Origin of the sequence: uncultured Veillonella sp., from assembly GCF_900545795.1 — a bacterium.
Taxonomy (GTDB): Bacteria; Bacillota; Negativicutes; order Veillonellales; family Veillonellaceae; genus Veillonella_A.
The window spans coordinates 1-19,454 of record NZ_URAR01000013.1; the positions used below are offsets into that span (position 1 = coordinate 1).

General features: G+C 39.0%; 14 protein-coding genes. 2 read left to right on the forward strand and 12 right to left on the reverse strand.

Annotated elements, in window-relative coordinates; all coding sequences use genetic code 11:
* Nucleotides 1-395 precede the first annotated feature (395 nt).
* Complete coding sequence (locus QZR90_RS07000) at nt 396-824, forward strand: PPC domain-containing DNA-binding protein (RefSeq protein WP_295790217.1); 429 nt, start codon at nt 396-398, stop codon at nt 822-824.
* Nucleotides 825-1,118: 294 nt separating this feature from the next.
* On the opposite strand, the gene QZR90_RS07005 is transcribed toward QZR90_RS07000, so the two are convergent.
* Nucleotides 1,119-2,297, reverse strand: coding sequence for a sugar diacid recognition domain-containing protein (locus QZR90_RS07005; RefSeq protein ID WP_295790219.1), 1,179 nt, complete (start codon nt 2,295-2,297; stop codon nt 1,119-1,121).
* Nucleotides 2,298-2,696: 399 nt separating this feature from the next.
* Between QZR90_RS07005 and QZR90_RS07010 the strand changes: the two genes are divergently transcribed.
* Nucleotides 2,697-4,022: a lactate racemase domain-containing protein gene (locus QZR90_RS07010; protein ID WP_295790221.1), complete on the forward strand. Its 1,326-nt coding sequence runs from the start codon at nt 2,697-2,699 to the stop codon at nt 4,020-4,022.
* Nucleotides 4,023-4,207: 185 nt separating this feature from the next.
* Here QZR90_RS07010 and QZR90_RS07015 read toward each other — a convergent pair whose 3' ends face one another.
* The 11 genes from QZR90_RS07015 to QZR90_RS07065 form a co-directional block, all read right to left on the reverse strand.
* A complete protein-coding gene (locus QZR90_RS07015) occupies nt 4,208-5,350 on the reverse strand; it encodes a glycerate kinase (protein WP_295790223.1) in 1,143 nt (380 codons plus the stop codon).
* Nucleotides 5,351-5,373: 23 nt separating this feature from the next.
* Nucleotides 5,374-6,285: a dihydrodipicolinate synthase family protein gene (locus tag QZR90_RS07020; RefSeq protein ID WP_295790225.1), complete on the reverse strand. Its 912-nt coding sequence runs from the start codon at nt 6,283-6,285 to the stop codon at nt 5,374-5,376.
* A gap of 93 nt (nt 6,286-6,378) precedes the next feature.
* A complete protein-coding gene (locus tag QZR90_RS07025; RefSeq protein WP_295790226.1) occupies nt 6,379-7,701 on the reverse strand; it encodes an enolase C-terminal domain-like protein in 1,323 nt (440 codons plus the stop codon).
* Nucleotides 7,702-8,235: 534 nt separating this feature from the next.
* Nucleotides 8,236-9,120 (reverse strand): 2-hydroxy-3-oxopropionate reductase, encoded by an 885-nt coding sequence (garR, locus tag QZR90_RS07030; RefSeq protein ID WP_295790227.1) that lies wholly within the window; start codon nt 9,118-9,120, stop codon nt 8,236-8,238.
* A gap of 217 nt (nt 9,121-9,337) precedes the next feature.
* The gene (locus tag QZR90_RS07035; protein ID WP_295790228.1) at nt 9,338-10,678 is read right to left on the reverse strand and encodes an enolase C-terminal domain-like protein; all 1,341 of its coding nucleotides are present in this window, start codon (nt 10,676-10,678) and stop codon (nt 9,338-9,340) included.
* Nucleotides 10,679-10,830: 152 nt separating this feature from the next.
* The gene (locus QZR90_RS07040) at nt 10,831-12,351 is read right to left on the reverse strand and encodes a UxaA family hydrolase (RefSeq protein WP_295790230.1); all 1,521 of its coding nucleotides are present in this window, start codon (nt 12,349-12,351) and stop codon (nt 10,831-10,833) included.
* A gap of 71 nt (nt 12,352-12,422) precedes the next feature.
* Nucleotides 12,423-13,811 (reverse strand): MFS transporter, encoded by a 1,389-nt coding sequence (locus QZR90_RS07045; RefSeq protein ID WP_295790232.1) that lies wholly within the window; start codon nt 13,809-13,811, stop codon nt 12,423-12,425.
* Nucleotides 13,812-14,123: 312 nt separating this feature from the next.
* Nucleotides 14,124-15,878, reverse strand: coding sequence for a VWA-like domain-containing protein (locus tag QZR90_RS07050; protein ID WP_295790234.1), 1,755 nt, complete (start codon nt 15,876-15,878; stop codon nt 14,124-14,126).
* A gap of 1 nt (nt 15,879) precedes the next feature.
* Complete coding sequence (locus QZR90_RS07055; protein ID WP_295790236.1) at nt 15,880-17,001, reverse strand: AAA family ATPase; 1,122 nt, start codon at nt 16,999-17,001, stop codon at nt 15,880-15,882.
* A 182-nt stretch (nt 17,002-17,183) separates the two neighbouring features.
* Nucleotides 17,184-17,990, reverse strand: a complete 807-nt coding sequence (locus QZR90_RS07060; RefSeq protein ID WP_295790238.1) for a DUF4116 domain-containing protein — start codon at nt 17,988-17,990, stop codon at nt 17,184-17,186.
* A gap of 474 nt (nt 17,991-18,464) precedes the next feature.
* Nucleotides 18,465-19,076, reverse strand: coding sequence for a superoxide dismutase (locus QZR90_RS07065; protein ID WP_295790239.1), 612 nt, complete (start codon nt 19,074-19,076; stop codon nt 18,465-18,467).
* Between the last annotated feature and the right edge of the window lie 378 nt (nt 19,077-19,454).

The following is a 19,454-nucleotide window of genomic DNA, read 5'->3' on the forward strand; positions in this document are numbered from 1 at the left end:
ACTGACGATCTTCGCCGTGACAGGGCGACATGTTAACCGCTACACCACGGGGCCGCGATACCTAACTAACAGGTACTTACATATATTAACATGAGAGTAAATTTTTCGTCAAGTATTTTTTTAAATTACTATTAGTTATTTTATTCTTCCTTATTTTATACTTCTCCCTACACCATATATACACTATAATAAAGCTAACATTATATAGCTTAAGATTACGCCACTTTTCAGACTGTTTAACTAGCTTTCTAATTTAAAGTATTTCTATTAAATCTAGAGTTCTAATTGAAAATATTCTTATTAAATTATCTATTTTTAAGTGTTTCTTAACTGATTTAACATTAAATTACTTTTATAATAATACTATAGTATCATGTCTTAACAGGAGGTCTACCATGGAATACAAATGGCTTGGCAAAGAATATCTAGCAATCAAATTAAATCCCGGCGAAGAGCTCATTAGCTCCATTAAAGCAATTGCAGAAAAGGAAAATATTACCTCTGCTATGATTCAAGGGCTTGGTGCCGTCAATGACATTACCTTAGAAACCTATCGTGTAGCGGAGCAACAATATTTTGAAAATCATATGACAGGCAATTTTGAAATTACATCTATCAGCGGCACCATTGACTCGTATGAAGGTGGCTACTACTCGCACTTCCATATCACTGTAGCCGATGAAGACGGACATGCGTGGGGCGGTCACCTAAAGAAAGGTATTATTAGTGTGACAGCCGAACTCATCCTCACAATTTTGCCTGATGAAATTGAACGCAAACATGATGATACAGTCAATTTAAACTTCTGGAGCTTTAAAGAATAATAGTTATACAGCTACATAAATAAGGCCCCTTACGATTAAACACATGGTCTAGTCGTAAAGGGCGTTTTTTATGCGCTTTATTTTGTAATCACTACTCTTATGCGCTGTACACTAGAAATTCAGTCATACATGCTCACTCTGACAACTCTAGCCTTATGCGATTAATCTAGAGTTCTTTGCCCATACATATTTTATTACCGCGCTCGTTTCAAGCTTACAGTTCGCATCATTAAAAACTTAGGTCCTATAATGTAAAAGCTTACTCTCTATAATATATTCCTAATCCTCCTAAAATTAATGAATCTGATCTTCGTCAATATCAGGTTCTTTAGTAATTAATTCATAATTATATTTTTCATACAGAGAAAAGGCAATGCGCAAAATCATAAAGTCTTCATAGCGTCTCATGTCATAGCCGGTCAGACGCTTTAGCTTTTGCAATTGATACTGTAAAGTATTTTTATGAATAAACAGAGCGCCTGCAATAGCCACAATGGAGCCATTATGCTCGCCAAATAATTTTAAAATATGATGAAATTCCTGAACTTCTTTCTGCGATAAATTTTGCAATACTTTATGGCAGAATAATTCTTGACGATATGTATTCTCTGTATTAAATAAAAGCTCAATAGTCAAATCATCATAATATACAATCGAACTTTTATCCTGTTCTTCCCCACTGCTTGTATTCTCTAATACTAAGAGGGCATCCTTGTAGGATTTTTTAAAATTGCGATGCACTTTACTACCTACAGCAACAGTAACAAATATGCCATGTTGGGCGGCAATGTCTAAACAGTCTTCTAAGCAAGTACTAATGAGACTTTCAATTTTACTCTTATATAAAATGACAAATTGCTGTTCGTGCTCCATCCAAATAACAGATTTTCTAAGACTTTGTGCTGCCAAAGTAGCAAACTTCACTTCTAAATGACGACGCAAATCTTTAAAAAAGTTAAAGTATTCCCCCGTAGGGCGAATGGACACAATCCGCTTGTAGTCATCTTCAGAGCGCCAATTATCAAGGGTATTCTCTTCCCAGCGCTCCTTAAAATTTTCTGGATAGAAAATTAAATCTTCTAAGAGCATACGACTGCGGTCTACTTCGCGCTGACGAAGCGCACTTACTTCATCTTCCAGCACTAAAATCTCAGTCATTTTACGCAAAATATTACCATAAATCGTCACTTGCTGCGGATCCCCTGTAATGCCAATTACAGCAATCATTTCCCCATTTACATGAACAGGCACATTAATGCCTGGACGCGTGCCTTCATATGTGTCATCAGGCGAAACAATAAGCATTTGATTTTTCTCTACAACAGTCTTGGCCCCAGCATGAAAAGTCCCTACCCGTTTAGGGTCCGTACTAGCAATAATCATGCAATCTGTATCTATAAAATTAATATCTTGCTTGATAATAGACTTCATGCTCTCCACGATATTTTGCGCTAATTGTATTGAGACTTTCATGTGCATCTCCCTTTCCTACTTCAGGATAAAACGTACCACTAGCTATATGTATGATTATAGACTAGGAACCGAATAATATCAAACTTTTTCACAGTTTTATGCATTTTATTTAGTACCTAGACTATATTTCCTCAAAATCCTTATCATATATACATCAATTTCACCTATTTGAACATTTTCACTGTCTCTACCCAGTATATACCCCCAACAAACCTTACAAAAAAACTTAGTCCCAAGACTATAAGTCATCACCGAGAAAGACTAAAACTTAGTCTCTATAAAATAGTTTCATTGTTGCGAAAGTGATATAGTTATAGTGAGTTATTGTCATAATTATATTTATTTTAATATGTGCCATTCGCTTATACAAATCAAAAAAAGCGATGTATCTTAAGCAATATGAAAGGATTTGATTATATGAAACTGGGCGATACTCCTATTATCCAAAATTTACTCAAAGATATTAAAATTCCGCGCATGTTCTATGCGAAGCAAACGTTTCCACGCCCTTGTATCAAGCCAGAAGATATTCCTAAAGTCGTCTTCGAGGAATTATCAAAGCCCCATATTGCCCCTTTAATCAAAGAACATGCGTCCTTGGCGATTACTGCTGGTAGCCGCGGTATTGCCAATGTAGATATCATTACTAAAGCTATTGTAGACTACTGTAAAATGCGCGGTGCTAAGCCTTTTATTGTACCTGCTATGGGTAGCCATGGTGGAGCCACCGCAGAAGGTCAAGTAGAGCTCCTAGCGAGTTACAATATTACTGAAGAGACCATGGGCTGCCCAATCCATTCATCCATGGACACTGTATTTTTAGGCTATTCAGAGCATAATCGCCCCGTTTATATAGATAAAATCGCCTATGAATCGGACGGCATTATCGTGTCCTGTCGCTTAAAAATGCACAACGCGTTTCGCGGTGCTTATGAAAGTGGTCCTTGTAAAATGATGGTGGTCGGCCTAGGCAAACAAATGGGGGCCGAGAGCGTTCACGCTGATGGGATGGATCGAATTGCCCAAAACCTTCCGGCCAACGCAAAGGTAATTTTAGACAAGGCACCTATTTTATTGGCCATTCCTTGTATGGAAAATGCCTATGATGAAACCTGCCGAATTGAAGCGATTCATCGCGATGATATTTTAACACGTGAACCCGAGTTGCTCCGCTTTGCCAGTCAACATATGCCTAAAATTTTAGTAAATGAAGGCGATGTACTCATCGTGGACCAAATCGGTAAAAACTTTAGTGGTACCGGCGTAGATCCTAATATTACGGGAACCTTCTCCACCCCTTATGCCACTGGCGGCGTCAAAGTGCAGCGCACTTGTTTCTTAGATTTATCCCCACAATCTCATGGCAATGGTTTAGGCATAGGCCTAGCCGATTTCATTACTAAGCGCATTTTCGATAAACTCGATCTAGGTGCTATGTATCCTAATTCCTTGACGAGCACAGTACTGCGCTCCTCTGTTATTCCTATGATTTTAGGTTCCGACAAAGATGTCATTCAAGGTTGTATTCGGACGCTCAACAAAGTGGATAAAACTAAGGCCCGCATCATTCGTATTCCTAACAGCTTGCACATTGGTCATATTATGTTATCTGAAGCCTATTATGAAGATGTTAAGGCTGGTGCCTACGAAAACTTAGAAGCCCTAAGCGAACCTTTAGAACTCCAATTTTCTGCGTCAGGGGACTTACTCACAGCATTAGACTAAATTAAGACAAACTTAAAACATTAAAACTAATAGCAGCCCTATGACGAATCGTAATAAATAATAAATTAACAGCAATAAAGCGGTTTGAAGATATTCTCTTCAAACCGCTTTATTATTGTATGTCCGGTCCGATACACCGTGCATACTCCTGCTTAGCTAAGACGAAATTGCTCCGAACAATCCCCTCAGCTAATAGCTGCTAATTTCATGATTCGTCCAATGGAGCGGCCCGCACCGGCTGCCAATGGTATAACCTGTTCCATAGCATACTCTAATTGCATTGGTTCATTTATAATATCTAATACTAAGGATATCCCTTTTTCGTACACAGTTTCCGTCTCCAAGGCTACACCGCCTACTACTGCAATTACGGGGATATTATAGGCCTGCGCGGCCAAAGCCACACCGATGGGAGCCTTACCAAAGGCTGTTTGATTATCCATACGGCCTTCACCGGTAATAACTAAATCTGCGCCTTTAAGGTGCTCATCTAACTGTATAAGCTCCATAACGGCTTCAATGCCACTCTTCTTATGTGCCTTAGCAAAAGCCATCATGCCCGCGCCTAAGCCACCAGCTGCGCCAGCACCAGGAACTTCTAAAACGTCTGCACCAAGGTCACGCAATAAGCAATCTGCATAATGATGTAAATATCCATCTAATTGAGCTTTCATTTCTTCATTAGCCCCTTTTTGGCCGCCAAAGATATAAGACGCCCCCTGTGGTCCACAAAGCGGATTATTTACGTCACATAAAATAGTAAATTTCACTGATTTAATTCGCTCGTCCATTTGCGAGGCATCAATGCGCGCCAAACGCCCTAAGGATTCAGCTGCTGGTGGCAACTCTTGGCCGTCTTCATCTAAAAAGCGAACGCCCCAAGCACAAGCTAAGCCCATACCGCCATCATTAGTAGCACTGCCGCCAATACCCATATAAATTTCACGAGCACCATTATCTATAGCATCTAATACCAATTGGCCAGTACCAAATGTAGACGCCTTCAAAGGATTGAGTTTTTCTTTAGGCACTAAGGTAATTCCTGAAGCAGCAGACATTTCAATAATCGCAATGTCTCCATCAATCATGCCATATTTAGCATCCACTGGATCACCTAAAGGGCCTTTTACTTGTGAAGTATGATATTCACCCTTACGAGCAATGACAATGGCATCTACCGTTCCTTCCCCGCCATCGGCAATGGGAATGGTCGTAAAGTCCACCTCAGGCACCACTGTTTCAATGCCCTCTTGCACTGCCGCAGCAATATCGATACTAGAAGCACTTCCCTTGAAGGAGTCAATGGCCAAAACTACTTTTTTTGTCATTCTCATCGTCTCCTATTCCGCGTTTATTTTTTAGGTAAAATTCCAGCTTCAGTTAATTCCTTCTCAAATAAGCTAACTACTGGTTCTGGTGATGGCAAGCTAGGACGAACTGAGTCACCTACTTCAAGACCTACCATATTACACATTACTTTAGTGGCAACTGGGAAACTTGCCTTATCTTGGCTTAAGCGAATTGGATTGATAAACTCTTGTGCTTCGCGAGATGCCTGCATATTGCCTGCTGCAAATTCTTTATAAATGCGTACAGTCTCTTCTGGCATTACTTGTGCAATGGAGCAAACACCACCGTCAGCACCTACACAAAGGCTAGCATATACTAATGTATCTTTGCCACCAAAAATCTTGAATGGTTTAAATTTAGTGCGGCGAAGGAATTCTTGAAGTAAGGAGATATCCCCACTGGAGTCCTTCATACCTACGATATTTTCATTGTTCTTAGCCACTGTTTCTACCACATTTGGAGAAATAGAATAGCCACAACGACCAGGATTATTGTATAAGAGCACTGGGAAATCTTTGCTCACAGCTTTAGCAATTGTATCAAAATGTAAAGTTAACTCTTGTTCAGTTAATTTTAAGAACATTGGCTGTAAAATAGAAATACCAAATGCTTTATGGCGTTCTGCCATTTTAGCTAAGCGCACACAAGTTTTTGTACGAATAGCACCGATGCCAAAGAGCACTGGTACGCGACCATTTACATATTCTAAAACATGCTGTAATGTAGCTTCCATTTCTTCTTCGCTGAACATATAGAATTCGCCATTGCTACCAAAGAGTAAAATGCCACTTACACCACCATTAATACAGCGATCAATGATTTCATCAAGTTTTGGTAAATCGATTTCTTCTTCTTTAGTTACCGGTGTAATAATCGGCACCATAATACCTTTTATATTTTCTAAGTTAATCATAGTTGACCTTCTTTTCTTTTAATGAATTATACGAAAAGTCACCCCAGGACCACTTCTATTTAAGAAACAGCCCTGGTGGCTACTACTTTATGCCTAGCGAACCATACATGGTTTCTTAGGATCAAATTTCCAATCTTTAATGTAGTATTGCATGCCTTTCGCATCATCGCGAGCGCCACAACCATTTTCTACATATAAACGATGTGCTTCTTCTACACGTTTAATATCAACATCAATACCTAAACCGATATCAGTTGGTTTAACATGGATTTTGCCATCTACAATCTTATGTGCATTAGTTGCTAAATCTTGACCATCTTGCCAAATCCAGTGAGAGTCAATAGCTGTAATTTCACCAGGAGCAGCAGCGGCCACATTGGCAACCATAGCTAAGGAAATATCGAAATGGTTGTTGGAATGACAGCCCCAAGTCAAGTTAAATTCATGACACATTTGAGATACTCGTACGGAACCAGACATAGTCCAGAAATGAGGATCGGCTAATGGAATGGATACGCTTTGTAATAATACAGAATGCTGCATTTGACGCCAATCAGTAGCAATCATATTAGTCGCTGTTGGAAGGCCTGTGCGTTTGCGGAACTCAGACATAATTTCGCGACCGGAGAAGCCTTCTTCTGCACCACAAGGATCTTCGCAATAAGCTAAGATGCCATGTTTATCTTTGCAAAGAGCTACAGCTTCTTCTAGTGACCAACAGCCATTAGGGTCAAGTGTAATGCGCGCATCAGGGAATTCTTTGTGAAGAGCAACAATAGCCTTCATTTCTTCTTCCCCTTTGAACACGCCACCTTTTAACTTGAAGTCTTTAAAGCCATAGCGTTTTTGAGCTGCTTTAGCTAATTCAACAATGGATTCAGGTGTTACAGCTTCTTTGCGGCGAATGCGGCCCCAATCATCGCTATCATCATCATTATCAATATAAGGCATGTCAGTTAAATCTTTATTCCCTACATAGAATAAATAACCAAGCATTGTTACGTATTCACGTTGTTGACCTTCCCCAAGTAAAGCGGCCACTGGCACTTTTAATTCTTTGCCAAGTAAGTCTAAGTAGCAAGATTCTAAGGCTGTTACAGCATGTACAGTAGTGCGCAAATCAAAAGTCTGTAAGCCACGACCACCTTTATCGCGATCAGCAAATTCGCGTTGAATGCGGCTAAGTACATTTTTATATTCCCCTAATGTACTGCCTACTACAAACTTTTCAGCTTCTTTAAGCGTATTAGTAATCTTTTCACCGCCTGGTACTTCACCAACGCCTACTTCATCTTTATCAGATGTGAGTACTACGATATTACGAGTGAAAAATGCCCCATGAGCACCACTTAAGTTTAAAAGCATGCTATCATAACCAGCTACTGGGTACACGTCCATTTTTACAATCTTAGTCATAGTCATTTCCTTCCTTTACCTTATTTTACTTCCTAATGTACTACGAGTATTGTACATTTAATACTAAAATCTGTAGGCACAATATAATATAGTGACAGAGGAGGTATTTACGTCCTATGACGTGGTTAACAACAATACGTCCTATCACACTTAAGCGGCTCAATACTTACCGCTTTACTCACTGTGGGTACAGATTACACGAGTTGACCTATGCCTTTATTATATACTTCGTATGCTCCAAGTGATACATTCATAGATACAAAAAACAATTGTCTGTATCCGCAAAGACTGTTACTCATACCAAATTTATAAAATAAAACTCCACTTTTTCAGCATATTTCTATATAAAAATTGTTATTTAGTACGCAAATCACAAAAAGAAGAAGCCCTCGCTTACGTCTAAGCGAGGGCTTCTTATAAAGGGATACATGTTAGGACATTGAAGTCTTATAACAAATGCTTTGCGCATGAGTTAATTCAATCTGTACTGCCAAAGCAGTACTCGCTCTACATCAGCAAAATAAGATTTGATACTTATTTATCTAATGTAGTGTTGTTCATTTTTTCATAGAAATGAAGAAGTTTGGAATGGTCACGATCACCGAAGCCATCGTTCTTAACTGCTTGCATCATTTCCATAGCTTGTGCACAAAGAGGTACAGCTGTATGTAAAGAATGAGCTGCATCAAGTGCATTTTGTAAGTCTTTTAAGTGTAAATCAATGCGGAAGCCTGGGTTGAAGTTGCGTTCAATCATCATAGGTCCTTTAGCATTCATTACATTACTACCAGCAAGACCACCTTTAATAGCTTCAAATACTAAAGCAGGATCTACATTAGCATTTTTAGCCAATACGAAAGCTTCACTTACTGCTGCAATGTTAACAGCTACGATGATTTGGTTAGATAATTTAGTTACATTACCAGCACCTACATCACCTACGCGAACTACGGAACCTGCCATAGCTTTTAGTAAATCATAGAATTTATCAAATGTTTCTTGTTTGCCACCAACCATTACGGAGATAGTACCAGCAATAGCGCCTGGTTCGCCACCAGATACAGGAGCATCCATGAAATCTACGCCTTGTTCAGCTAATTTATTAGCAAAACGTTGGCTTTCTACAGGATTAATGGAGCTCATATCGATAACTGTAGCACCTTTTTTAAGGCCTTCAGCAGCACCATTTTCACCGAATAATACTTCTTCTACTTGTGGGGAGTTAGGCACCATAGTGATTAATACATCAACTTGTTCGCCTACTTCTTTAGCTGTAGCTGCGCCTTTAGCACCTAGAGCTTCCATTTCTTTAATAGTTTCTACATTAAGTGTATTTACTACAACATCATAACCTTTTTTTATTAAATTGGCACACATTGGTTTACCCATAATGCCTAAACCGATAAAACCGACTTTCATTGAATAACACCCTTTCTTTTCAACTTAACTAATTGTGTCAGGCTTATGCCTTTATAGTATAGTTTATATTTATATTATAAATAGTAGGGACTTGACTCGCTATGTTCTCCATAACATATTCTGCCAAGTTTAATCCCTAAGTTTTGCACTTTCTTTGTGCTGTAATGATAAGTTTATCCCCTAAGCATTGTCATTGCTTCGTACCGTAATGACAAGCTTACCGCACTAAACAAGGTTTCTTAGGATCAAACTTCCAATCCTTAATCAAGTATTGCATAGCTACACTATCATCGCGGTCATGTGTTTCCATGGAATTATACAATTCATTAGCTTTCATAACCTTGTCCATATCAATTTCAAAACCTAGACCTGGTTTATTTGGAATTTCAATGTGACCATTCTTAATTTCATAAGGCGCCTTTGTAAGCTCTTGACCATCCTGCCAAATCCAATGCGTATCAATTGGTGTAATATTACCTGGTGCAGCTGCAGCACATTGAGCGAAAATAGCCAAGGAAATATCAAAGTGATTGTTGGAATGAGAGCCCCAAGTTAAGCCCCAATCATTAAGAACTTGAGCAATTCGCACCGAACCATTCATAGTCCAGAAATGAGGGTCTGCTAGTACGATATCAACAGCGCGCAAGGACACGGCATGATAGAATTGGCGCCAGTCAGTAGCAATCATATTAGTAGCAACTTTATGTTGCGTTGCATTTTTAAATTCGCACATAATTTCACGGCTAGAAAAGCCTTTTTCAGGGCCACATGGGTCTTCTGCATATGTTAAAATGCCATGTAAATCTTTAGTGAGCTCAATGGACTCAGCCAAGGACCAAGCGCCATTAGGGTCAATATTAATGCGCGCATCAGGGAATGCTTCTTTCAACGCTTTTACAGCCTTGATTTCTTCTTTCCCTTCAAATACGCCACCTTTTAATTTAAAATCTTTAAAGCCATATTTTTCTTGCAATACACGAGCTTGCTCAACAATAGCTTCTGGCGTAACCATTTCTTGGCGGCGCATTCTAAACCAAGGATCAGAACTATCCGACTCATCTAAATATGGTAAATCGGTTTTATTTTTATCGGATACATAGAATAAATAACCTAGTACTGGCACGCTATCTCTTTGTTTGCCATCACCGAGGAGTTCACAAACTGGCACATCCATAAACTGCCCCAAAAGGTCTAGCATGGCACATTCTACAGCGCCTTCTGAACGCACTACAAATTTTAAATTCTTAAGATCTAACCCTTGTAGGCCTTCACCATCATTGCCACCGGCTTGCCAAGCGCCGCGGCGCAATGCATCTACTACGCTGCGGTAGCGACCAATTTCTTGCCCCACTACTAAAGGCTTGCAGCTTTCTAGGCTTTTAGCAATATCTTCACCACCATGAGTTTCCCCTACACCGATATGGCCTAACTCATCTTTTAAGATAACTAAATTTCTTGTAAAGTAAGGTCCATGTGCACCGCTCAATGTCATCTCCATGCTGTCATGGCCGGCTACAGGAATTACGGTCATCTCTACCACTTTAGGTGTTTTTGCCATTCTATTTCATCCTTTCTATGCTCTTTCTGTCCCTTTTTATAATCAAAACACTAAATCTTTCAGTTAGCTATCAAAGCGCTTAATCACTAGTCATTGCTAAATAACTAAGAAGTTTAGTCACTTAATCAATTAAATCTACTCGCGCTCACCTATTAGGTAATAGGTGCTGGATTAAATACGGCCAGAGCATTATAAATACCATAGGTATCAGACTTAGTTTTCACTTCACCGCTGGCAATTTTAATGATTAATTCAAAAATCGCTTCGCCCATGGTTTCAATACTTTCTTCACCAGTTAAAACACGGCCGCAATCTACGTCAATAATGTCATGCCATTTAGCAGATAATACTGGATTGGTACTTACTTTTAATACGGGAATATATGGTAAGTTATATGTTGTACCACGACCAGAAGAGAACAATTGCAAAGTAATACCAGATGCTAATTGCTCTGTACCACATACGAAATCACTAGCTGGAGTGGCAGCAAAAGTTAAACCCGGTTTTCTAATCTTTTCACCAACAGAAATTACATCTACAATTTCAGATGTACCAGATTTAGCTACTGAACCCATAGATTTCTCTACAATGGTAGATAAACCACCAGCCTTATTGCCGAGAGAGGTATTCGCTGTACGGTCAACCTTACCTTGCGCTAAGTATTCATCATACCAAGCCACTTCTGCATCAAGTTGTTTCACTACTTCGTCATTGAGCATGCGATCTTTCATAATATGCACTGCATCACGTACTTCAGACATTTCAGAGAAAATAACTTTTGCCCCATGTAATACTAATAAATCACTAGCATAGCCCATGGATGGATTGGCAGTTAAACCAGAGAACGCATCACTGCCACCACATTGCATGCCTACAGACAATTCACTAACAGGAATAGGTTCGCGCTTTCTTTGATTTAATTTCTCTAAAATATTCTTAGCTTGCGCCAAGATAGTTTCTACCATGGCCGCAAAGCCTTGGCAATCTTGAAGCATAATAACATTTTCAATTGGATAATCTGGGTATGCTCGTTCTGGATTAAACTTTTCACAGCCTAAACCTACAACCATACGACCTTCGATCATATTCGGATTTTCACTAATGTGACGAATGGTGCGCTGAGGAATTTCAGAGCCTTTACCATCAATGGCTACACCACAGCCATAAATATGATTTACTGCTACTACACCATCTACATTAGGGTAATTAGGTAATAACTCTTGGCGAATCTTATCAACCGCATAGTTTACAACCCCTTCTACACATTGTACAGTCGTGTTAATGGTCAATAAATTACGCGTCCCTGCTGTGCCATCACTATTGCGATAGCCCATGAAATAGCGAGTCTCAGGTTTTGGCGCATCGGCAAAACGATAGTCTAACTTTTTATGAGCCACCGAAGTATTCATTTCATCACTTGGTTTTACGTAAATATTAGTTTCGTTCACCCAAGTACCTGCTGGCAAATCTTCTTTCGCATAACCGATGGCAACCCCATAGCGAATAACAGGTGCATCCTTTTTAATCGTTTCTAAGGCTACTTTATGACCGAAAGGCACTTCTGTTAAAGTTGTTACATTAATTTCTTCCACCACATGGTCTTTTGGCAATCCTGTTTCAACCACAGCAATTGCTACATTATCATTTGGATTAACTTTAATTACTTCTCTCATTGGAATCCTCCCAAATAAATTAGGCAGCTATTACCAGCTATGCGCTGTAAATAGCTGCCTTTTCTTAACTATTATTCTTCAATAGGTTTAACTTCAAAGCGTTTAATATCGCCCACCACAACAAGATAACTTGCAAGTGCTACGAAGGCATGTATACCAACGAATAATAAGGCCATATCGAAGGAACCAGTCGTATTTACAATGTAACCAATAACAATTGGAGTTACAATACTAGAAAGGTTACCACACATGTTCATAACGCCACCGCTAAGACCAACAATTTCTTTTGGTGCAATATCGGAGTTAACGGCCCAACCAAGAGCACCAAACGCTTTACCGAAGAAAGCTAATGCCATAAGAGCCACTACAACCATGTCATTATCAGTATAGTTACAAATAATCATGGACATAGCTAAGATCATACCAGTTACAATTGGAACTTTACGAGCTACTGATAAGGAATAGCCACGATGTAATAAGAAGTCAGAGAATAAACCACCTAAGATACCACCTAAGAAACCGCAAATCGCAGGCAAGGAAGCGATGAAACCAGCTTTAAGAATTGTCATCCCACGAGCTTGCACTAGATATACTGGGAACCAAGTGATAAAGAAGAATGTTAAAGCATTAATACAATATTGTGCTACATATACGCCAACACACATACGGTTGGAGAATAATTGTTTAATATAACCAAGTTTTGGACCAGAATTATCTTCTTTTTTCTTACCGCTGTCGATACTTACTAAACCGCCACCAGCTTTAATGTAATCAATTTCTTCTTGGTTAATATGAGGATGTTCTGCAGGGTCATGAATGTAATGACGCCATACAATTACGAATACTAAACCAATCGCACCCATTACAGTGAAGATGTGATGCCATCCAAAAGTGTGAACAATCCAACCCATCATTGGTACGAATACTACAGTGGCAAAGTATTGTGCTGCGTTGAAAATAGCTGATGCAGTACCACGTTCTTGTTTAGGGAACCAGGCAGCTACGATACGACTATTACCAGGGAAGGAAGGAGCTTCTGCTACCCCGAGTAAGAAACGCATTGCAAATAAAGTTGCCATAGCGATAAAACCATGTAAGAATACTACCGCGCCTTGTAGCATAGTAAATAAGGACCAGAAGAATAAGCTATAAGCATATACGCGTTTAGTACCAAAACGGTCTAATAACCAACCACCAGGTAGCTGACAAATAACATACGCCCAGCCCCAAGCAGAGAAAACATAACCTAAATCAACATTACTAAATTCTAGTTCTTTAGCGATAGCTGTACCTGCAATTGAAATTGTTGCGCGGTCAGCGTAGTTAATCGCCGTAATAATAAATAGTAACCATACGATGCCCCAACGAACCCATGTTTTACGTTTTACGTTGCAGGACACATCCATGAAGCCACAGCCCTCAACTTGGGCTTGTTCTTTCTTGTCTACTGAAGTGTTCATTTCATAGCCTCCATAACAAAAAACATTCTACTACATATTTTTTCTTATATTCCGTGCACAGTCTCTTTTAGCTTAGGAACATTGGGTCAACTCTGATTCTTAAGCTAGCTCTCGATTTCAGCTGTGCTTGTTAACTGACCTAATTATAGCTCCATCGTATGACTCATAGATATAGTATCTATAACATATAAACATAGAATATTTTTCTTACTTTTAGGTATGATATGTATATCTCGAATTGTATAAATAACTAAAAATCATAATACACCTTTTTTCATAGCCTGTTATAACAAAAAAAGATTGGTAACAATGTTACCAATCTTTTTCTTGGTTAGCCATGGAGAAGCCTTCCTGATTATTCATAGAATATCCATCTACGCGCTCGAAATCTGCTGTTGGATCTACCTCTTTAACAGTTTGTTCTATATGTTTAACTAAACCCCAAGGGTTTTGCACTGATAGTTTTGCGTCCTCACCTACAAGTAGCCAAAGGATTTTATAATGCTTTGGCTCCACCTGCAAGCGCTTCTCGCCCTTACCATCAGTAAAGTAAATCAACAAATCTGCTTGCACCTGGTTGGCATAGGAAACGACAGGCGTAAAGAGTGTACTCCCTCTTGAAGTAACGCGAGGCTCCACATCTTTCAAACTCTTCACCGTATAGGCACGGCGTATTTCACTATCACATTCCACCACAGTAATCTCAAAATCATAACTCTTTGTAATCTCAAGGACTTCGAGCATAGCCTGGCGGAAAGCGCCATCAGTAATACTGCCACTACAATCAAGGCCTACTACAATCTTAGCACGTCGGTTGCGCAAAGTGCCGCGAATCTCCAACCGTTCTGGTTGACGGCGACTTCTCCGCGTCGTCGTCTTTCGATACCCATATGTAACAGAGCCAATTAAGCGCTTTAAATACATGGACCAAGGCAAAGTGGCTTCATGCTGCTTCATTTCACTTAAAAGACCTGTTAAATAGCCTGCTAATTCACCTTTTTCAGAATTCGCTACCATTTTACTCGTCAACTGCTGTTGTGAATCTCCATCTACTTGATCTGACTCAGACCATATATCATGGCTTCGTGCTGCATCAAAAGCATCTGCCACAGATGGCTCAGTAGAAGGTGTCATAGGCGTTTCACTTAATTTATCAGCCAACTCTGTTTCCCCTGGAGTATCGCGAACTACATCAATGTGAGCCTGAATTTCATCTACATAATATTCCAAAGGTTTAAACGCTACTACGCGGGTACCAAAGTTGCGATTTAGCCAATTCACATCAATCGCATTCGGTGGCAATGGTGTAATATAATTATTAACTACTATATCCATAGCTAAGTTAATAGCCAAAGGTGAGTATCTTCGGTAGAGTCGTTTAGCACGAACTAGATGCAAGGAAATAACATGTAAAATCTCATGTTTTATGGAACTAATCATCTGCGCTGGGGTCATCTCTAAATAGATGAGCGGATTAAAATACATAACATAGCGACTGCCTTTAAAATTAATCCCCGTTCCACTCGTCATGGCAAAACGCAATTCTTGCCCCACTTGTAAGAAAAAATAGCCATAGAAGGAGTCTGACTCAATTAATCGCAAATTAAGCTTTGACACGAGTTTAAAAAAGCGCGCTTCATACTCTTCATCCACTACAAAATCAGCTGTACCAGCTACTAAATCACGCTTACCTGCCGCAAGAGCCGCCGCTTCTGAAATGGCATAGCCTAAGGAGTTTGTGTAAGCACTATCTTTTATCTCCTGCTCCCTTTGGGCTGCATCGCGCTTCTTCTGCCAGGCCGCAACTAATACTTTAGTTTCATCGAGTAAGGCCTGACGCTCTGCTTCTAGAGGATCTATTGTACCATCTTTAGTTGACGTCTGAAGAGTACCTACGCCATCGGCAGAGTCTGTTGCACTATCTTCAGTAGTGACCTTAAGAGAATTTACTTCACCTGCAGAATCTGTTGTACTGTCTTCAGCCATTGCCTTAAGCTTACCTGTCTCTGCTGCAGCCTTAACCGTCCCGGCTTCAAGGCGTCTTACAATATCAATTTCACCATTCATATTATAGGCTCCGCTGTAAATCGAAGAATGCATTTACAAATTCATCGCTTTTAATGGCTTCTTTATACAATTTAGGGAATGTATTGCGCACATCCTTCATAACAGCCATTTGCAAGTCTTCCGGATAAGTAGCTAAGAATTCCATAAAGCGCACTATGATTTGCTGCGCTGCTTCTTCACTTACGAAAAGCTGATTAGCGCGCAACTCAATGCTGCGCATTAAATTTTTAGCCGTCAAATATAAGCGTGTATGACTTTCTTTTTTCAAGCGTTCTAATACGCTATCAGCTAGCATCTCACCTTTAAATACATCATCATAATTAATTAATGGTGCATGGTCTGCTTCAACAAAGCTGACAAACTCGCGCGCAATCACCTTGCCCACATTACCGCGAATCACATTAAAGAATACATCTTTACTAATGCTTTCAGGTTGCTTCTTGTACATGCCATATAAAGCAGAAACACGCTCATAGCTACGAGGAGTCGCATAAATATCATTTTCATTCATCTTATGCAAATACTCAGGATAGGTGCTAATAAATTCCATCACCATTGGCTCAAGCTTAGCTTCTGCAGCCCAGTCAAGCCATTGCATGTAGTCAGGTTCCATTTGTAACCACACAAAACGGTTTTGTTGTGCCACATCCATCTCCACTGTTTGATAGTCATAACTATTTGTGGGATTCATGGCAGCTACAATATTTACATCTTTTCCTAAGGTGAAACCATTAATTTCACGATTTAAAATTAAATTCATTAACTCTTGTTGCACCGCATGTTCACAGCGATTGATTTCATCAATAAATAGCAACACGCGACGGCCAGCGGCTAGTTCATCAGCTATAGTCTTCAATTTATAATGAATAGCATACACTGTTACTTTTTCAGTGACTGTAGCGCCATCATCAAGTTTGCGTGTAAAGCTATCAACAGTAGGAAGGCCACCAATTTCCCCTTCTTTTAATAGATTACCATCAATGGTAACCAAGGACCAATCATGCTTAGCTGCTAAGCGATGAGCTAGTGATGTTTTACCAATCCCTGTTTCACCGACCAATAAAGGTACCTGCCCCGCCTCTAATACGAGCTCCACACTTTTCATTGTTTCTATAAAATTCATCTATTGTTCAAGCCTCTTTTCATTTATATATTCGTCTATATGTATACTTATATATACTTATATACTTTTTTATATATACTTTTATATACATTCTTATATATGCATTCCTATATATACTTCTATATATTCTTATATGCACTCTTATATATTTGTATTCTTATATATTACGCCAAAGTCCCTAATTAAAATTTTAAAAGCTCATCAACGGCAATACGTCTTACGCGCTGACTACCGTATTGATCAATCAAGCCAATTACATCTGCCTCAAAACCATTATTGTGTTTACCAATATACGTACAATTAATTAAGTCGCGCACATATTGCTCACTTACTTCATCGTCAACGAGTACAGATTTTAAAGCTTCCTCTAAATAAATAGGTGGAATCATGTAATCAGGGGGTAAATATTTCGTAATTAAGCTGCTAATTTTTATAAAATGCAATGCTTGCTCCACTGGTACATGCGGCAGTAAACGCACCGCTTGTGGGTCTATGGAAACCGCCAAATCAATAGCTGCTGCCGTAGGTTCTTTAATATAGCTTAAAGCTTGATAATTTTGCTTAACTGCCATTAATTGCACCGCTTCCGATGGATGCGGAATAAATTTTATGGCATCATAATTAGATTCAACGGCTTTTAATTGTAGCTCTTCACTAGGTTCCTTCACATATTGAATGGCCCAACCTGATTGTTCAATCGCAATGCGCACCAATTCTTCTGAAGGATTGTCTATGAGAGCTAAATTATTCCACCCCTTGGCGACTACAGATTTTAATAGCTCTGGAGATGGATTCTTCAAATATTGAATGGCCCGCGGTGCGTTCGATAGGGCTAAATCAACCATCTCCGGCGTGGGATCTTCAATATATTGCAAAATCATGCCATTTTTTCTAAGAGCAGTCAATTTCATCTCTTCCGTAGGATTTTCCATTTGAGCAATGGCATAAGGATTTATTTTTAATATTTGTAATTTCTTTTCATTGTCCATATAACATCCTCTATATCTATTTATGTTTCTATCTCTAAGAATCTATCTTAAAGATTCTAGTTTTATACGTCTGACAGCAAGTTTTTAGCTTTCCCCAGTGCTCTTGAAGTTTCTTTCTCCGTCAAACATCAAGAGTCTAGCCTTACTCGATCATCTTGAAGCTGCGCGCTTTGCGCCTCTACTTCTGCTAATATTTTGGCTATTAAATTGCACTCTATTATATCGAATAATTTCATTTTCATATTACATCTTATCATGTATAGAGTATTTTGTCTCTTTTATTCTCCATATCTTAAATATGACTTACCTTCATAGACCTATAGCCAAAGGTACTCCTACTCCTTAAGATAAATAAAAGGAGATGCCCCCATGACTAAGCATGAGGGTATCTCCTCTTTTATTAGTACCTATTAGCCCAAGCAGTTCTGTCCCTTACGACCAAATCTAGCTTGCACGGCATGGAGGTTACTATACTTATTTAGTTGCTGCTGCAAAATGAGCGTTAACTTGGTCCCAATTTACAAGATTCCAGAATGCTTCAATATAAGAAGGACGAGCATTTTTGTATTTTAAGTAGTACGCATGCTCCCATACATCAAGGCCAAGAACTGGTGTTTTACCATCGCTTAATGGGGAATCCTGATTGGCTGTAGAAAGAATTTCTAATTTGCCATTGTTAACTACAAGCCAAGCCCAACCAGAACCGAAACGGCCTGTAGCAGCTTTTGCAAATTCAGCTTTGAAGGCATCGAAGTTGCCGAAAGCTTCATCAATCGCTTTAGCAATATCACCTGTTGGTGCACCGCCAGCATTTGGAGCTAAAATGTTCCAGAAGAATGTATGGTTTGCATGACCGCCACCATTGTTACGCACTGCTGTGCGGATATCTTCTGGTACAGCATTTAAATCACTGATCAAAGCTTCTACATCAAGTTTGCCAAGTTCAGGATGTTTTTCAATCGCTGCATTTAAGTTTACAACATATGTGTTGTGATGTTTATCATGATGAAAATGCATTGTTTCTGCATCAATATGTGGTTCTAATGCTTCGTAAGCGTAAGGTAGTTCTGGTAATGTGTAAGCCATAATAAGCCTCCTTCTCCCTATGCAGGGATATTACACTATTTTATAGATATAATAATCTTTTAAATCTTAGATAATATAAATAAACAATTTACTATTATCTAGTGTTACATACAATTACATACTCATATAATTACAAAAACGTTGGAATTATATTTAATTTTATCGATGTACCTTGTGTTTTAATGATAACAAATTTCATTTACTTTGTCTAGAGTTATTTTTGGCTCCATTCAATTTCTCGCAATTTATTCGCTTATTACGCATTAATAATCCATTCGGACAATTTTATTTATGCCAATTTACAACATAATTTCCCCGCCCTACTTATCGGGCATCTATAAATTCGTAAAATCACCAATATTACCGACTTTTTACTAT

What these genes read in the sequence shown, in the direction of transcription:
- QZR90_RS07035 (WP_295790228.1), bottom strand. Translation starts at nt 10,678, where the DNA reads ATGGCAAAAACACCTAAAGTGGTAGAGATGACCGTAATTCCTGTAGCC.
- QZR90_RS07000 (WP_295790217.1), top strand. Translation starts at nt 396, where the DNA reads ATGGAATACAAATGGCTTGGCAAAGAATATCTAGCAATCAAATTAAAT.
- QZR90_RS07015 (WP_295790223.1), bottom strand. Translation starts at nt 5,350, where the DNA reads ATGACAAAAAAAGTAGTTTTGGCCATTGACTCCTTCAAGGGAAGTGCT.
- QZR90_RS07025 (WP_295790226.1), bottom strand. Translation starts at nt 7,701, where the DNA reads ATGACTAAGATTGTAAAAATGGACGTGTACCCAGTAGCTGGTTATGAT.
- QZR90_RS07045 (WP_295790232.1), bottom strand. Translation starts at nt 13,811, where the DNA reads ATGAACACTTCAGTAGACAAGAAAGAACAAGCCCAAGTTGAGGGCTGT.
- QZR90_RS07010 (WP_295790221.1), top strand. Translation starts at nt 2,697, where the DNA reads ATGAAAGGATTTGATTATATGAAACTGGGCGATACTCCTATTATCCAA.
- QZR90_RS07055 (WP_295790236.1), bottom strand. Translation starts at nt 17,001, where the DNA reads ATGAATTTTATAGAAACAATGAAAAGTGTGGAGCTCGTATTAGAGGCG.
- QZR90_RS07005 (WP_295790219.1), bottom strand. Translation starts at nt 2,297, where the DNA reads ATGAAAGTCTCAATACAATTAGCGCAAAATATCGTGGAGAGCATGAAG.
- QZR90_RS07020 (WP_295790225.1), bottom strand. Translation starts at nt 6,285, where the DNA reads ATGATTAACTTAGAAAATATAAAAGGTATTATGGTGCCGATTATTACA.
- QZR90_RS07040 (WP_295790230.1), bottom strand. Translation starts at nt 12,351, where the DNA reads ATGAGAGAAGTAATTAAAGTTAATCCAAATGATAATGTAGCAATTGCT.
- QZR90_RS07050 (WP_295790234.1), bottom strand. Translation starts at nt 15,878, where the DNA reads ATGAATGGTGAAATTGATATTGTAAGACGCCTTGAAGCCGGGACGGTT.
- QZR90_RS07060 (WP_295790238.1), bottom strand. Translation starts at nt 17,990, where the DNA reads ATGGACAATGAAAAGAAATTACAAATATTAAAAATAAATCCTTATGCC.
- QZR90_RS07065 (WP_295790239.1), bottom strand. Translation starts at nt 19,076, where the DNA reads ATGGCTTACACATTACCAGAACTACCTTACGCTTACGAAGCATTAGAA.
- garR (WP_295790227.1), bottom strand. Translation starts at nt 9,120, where the DNA reads ATGAAAGTCGGTTTTATCGGTTTAGGCATTATGGGTAAACCAATGTGT.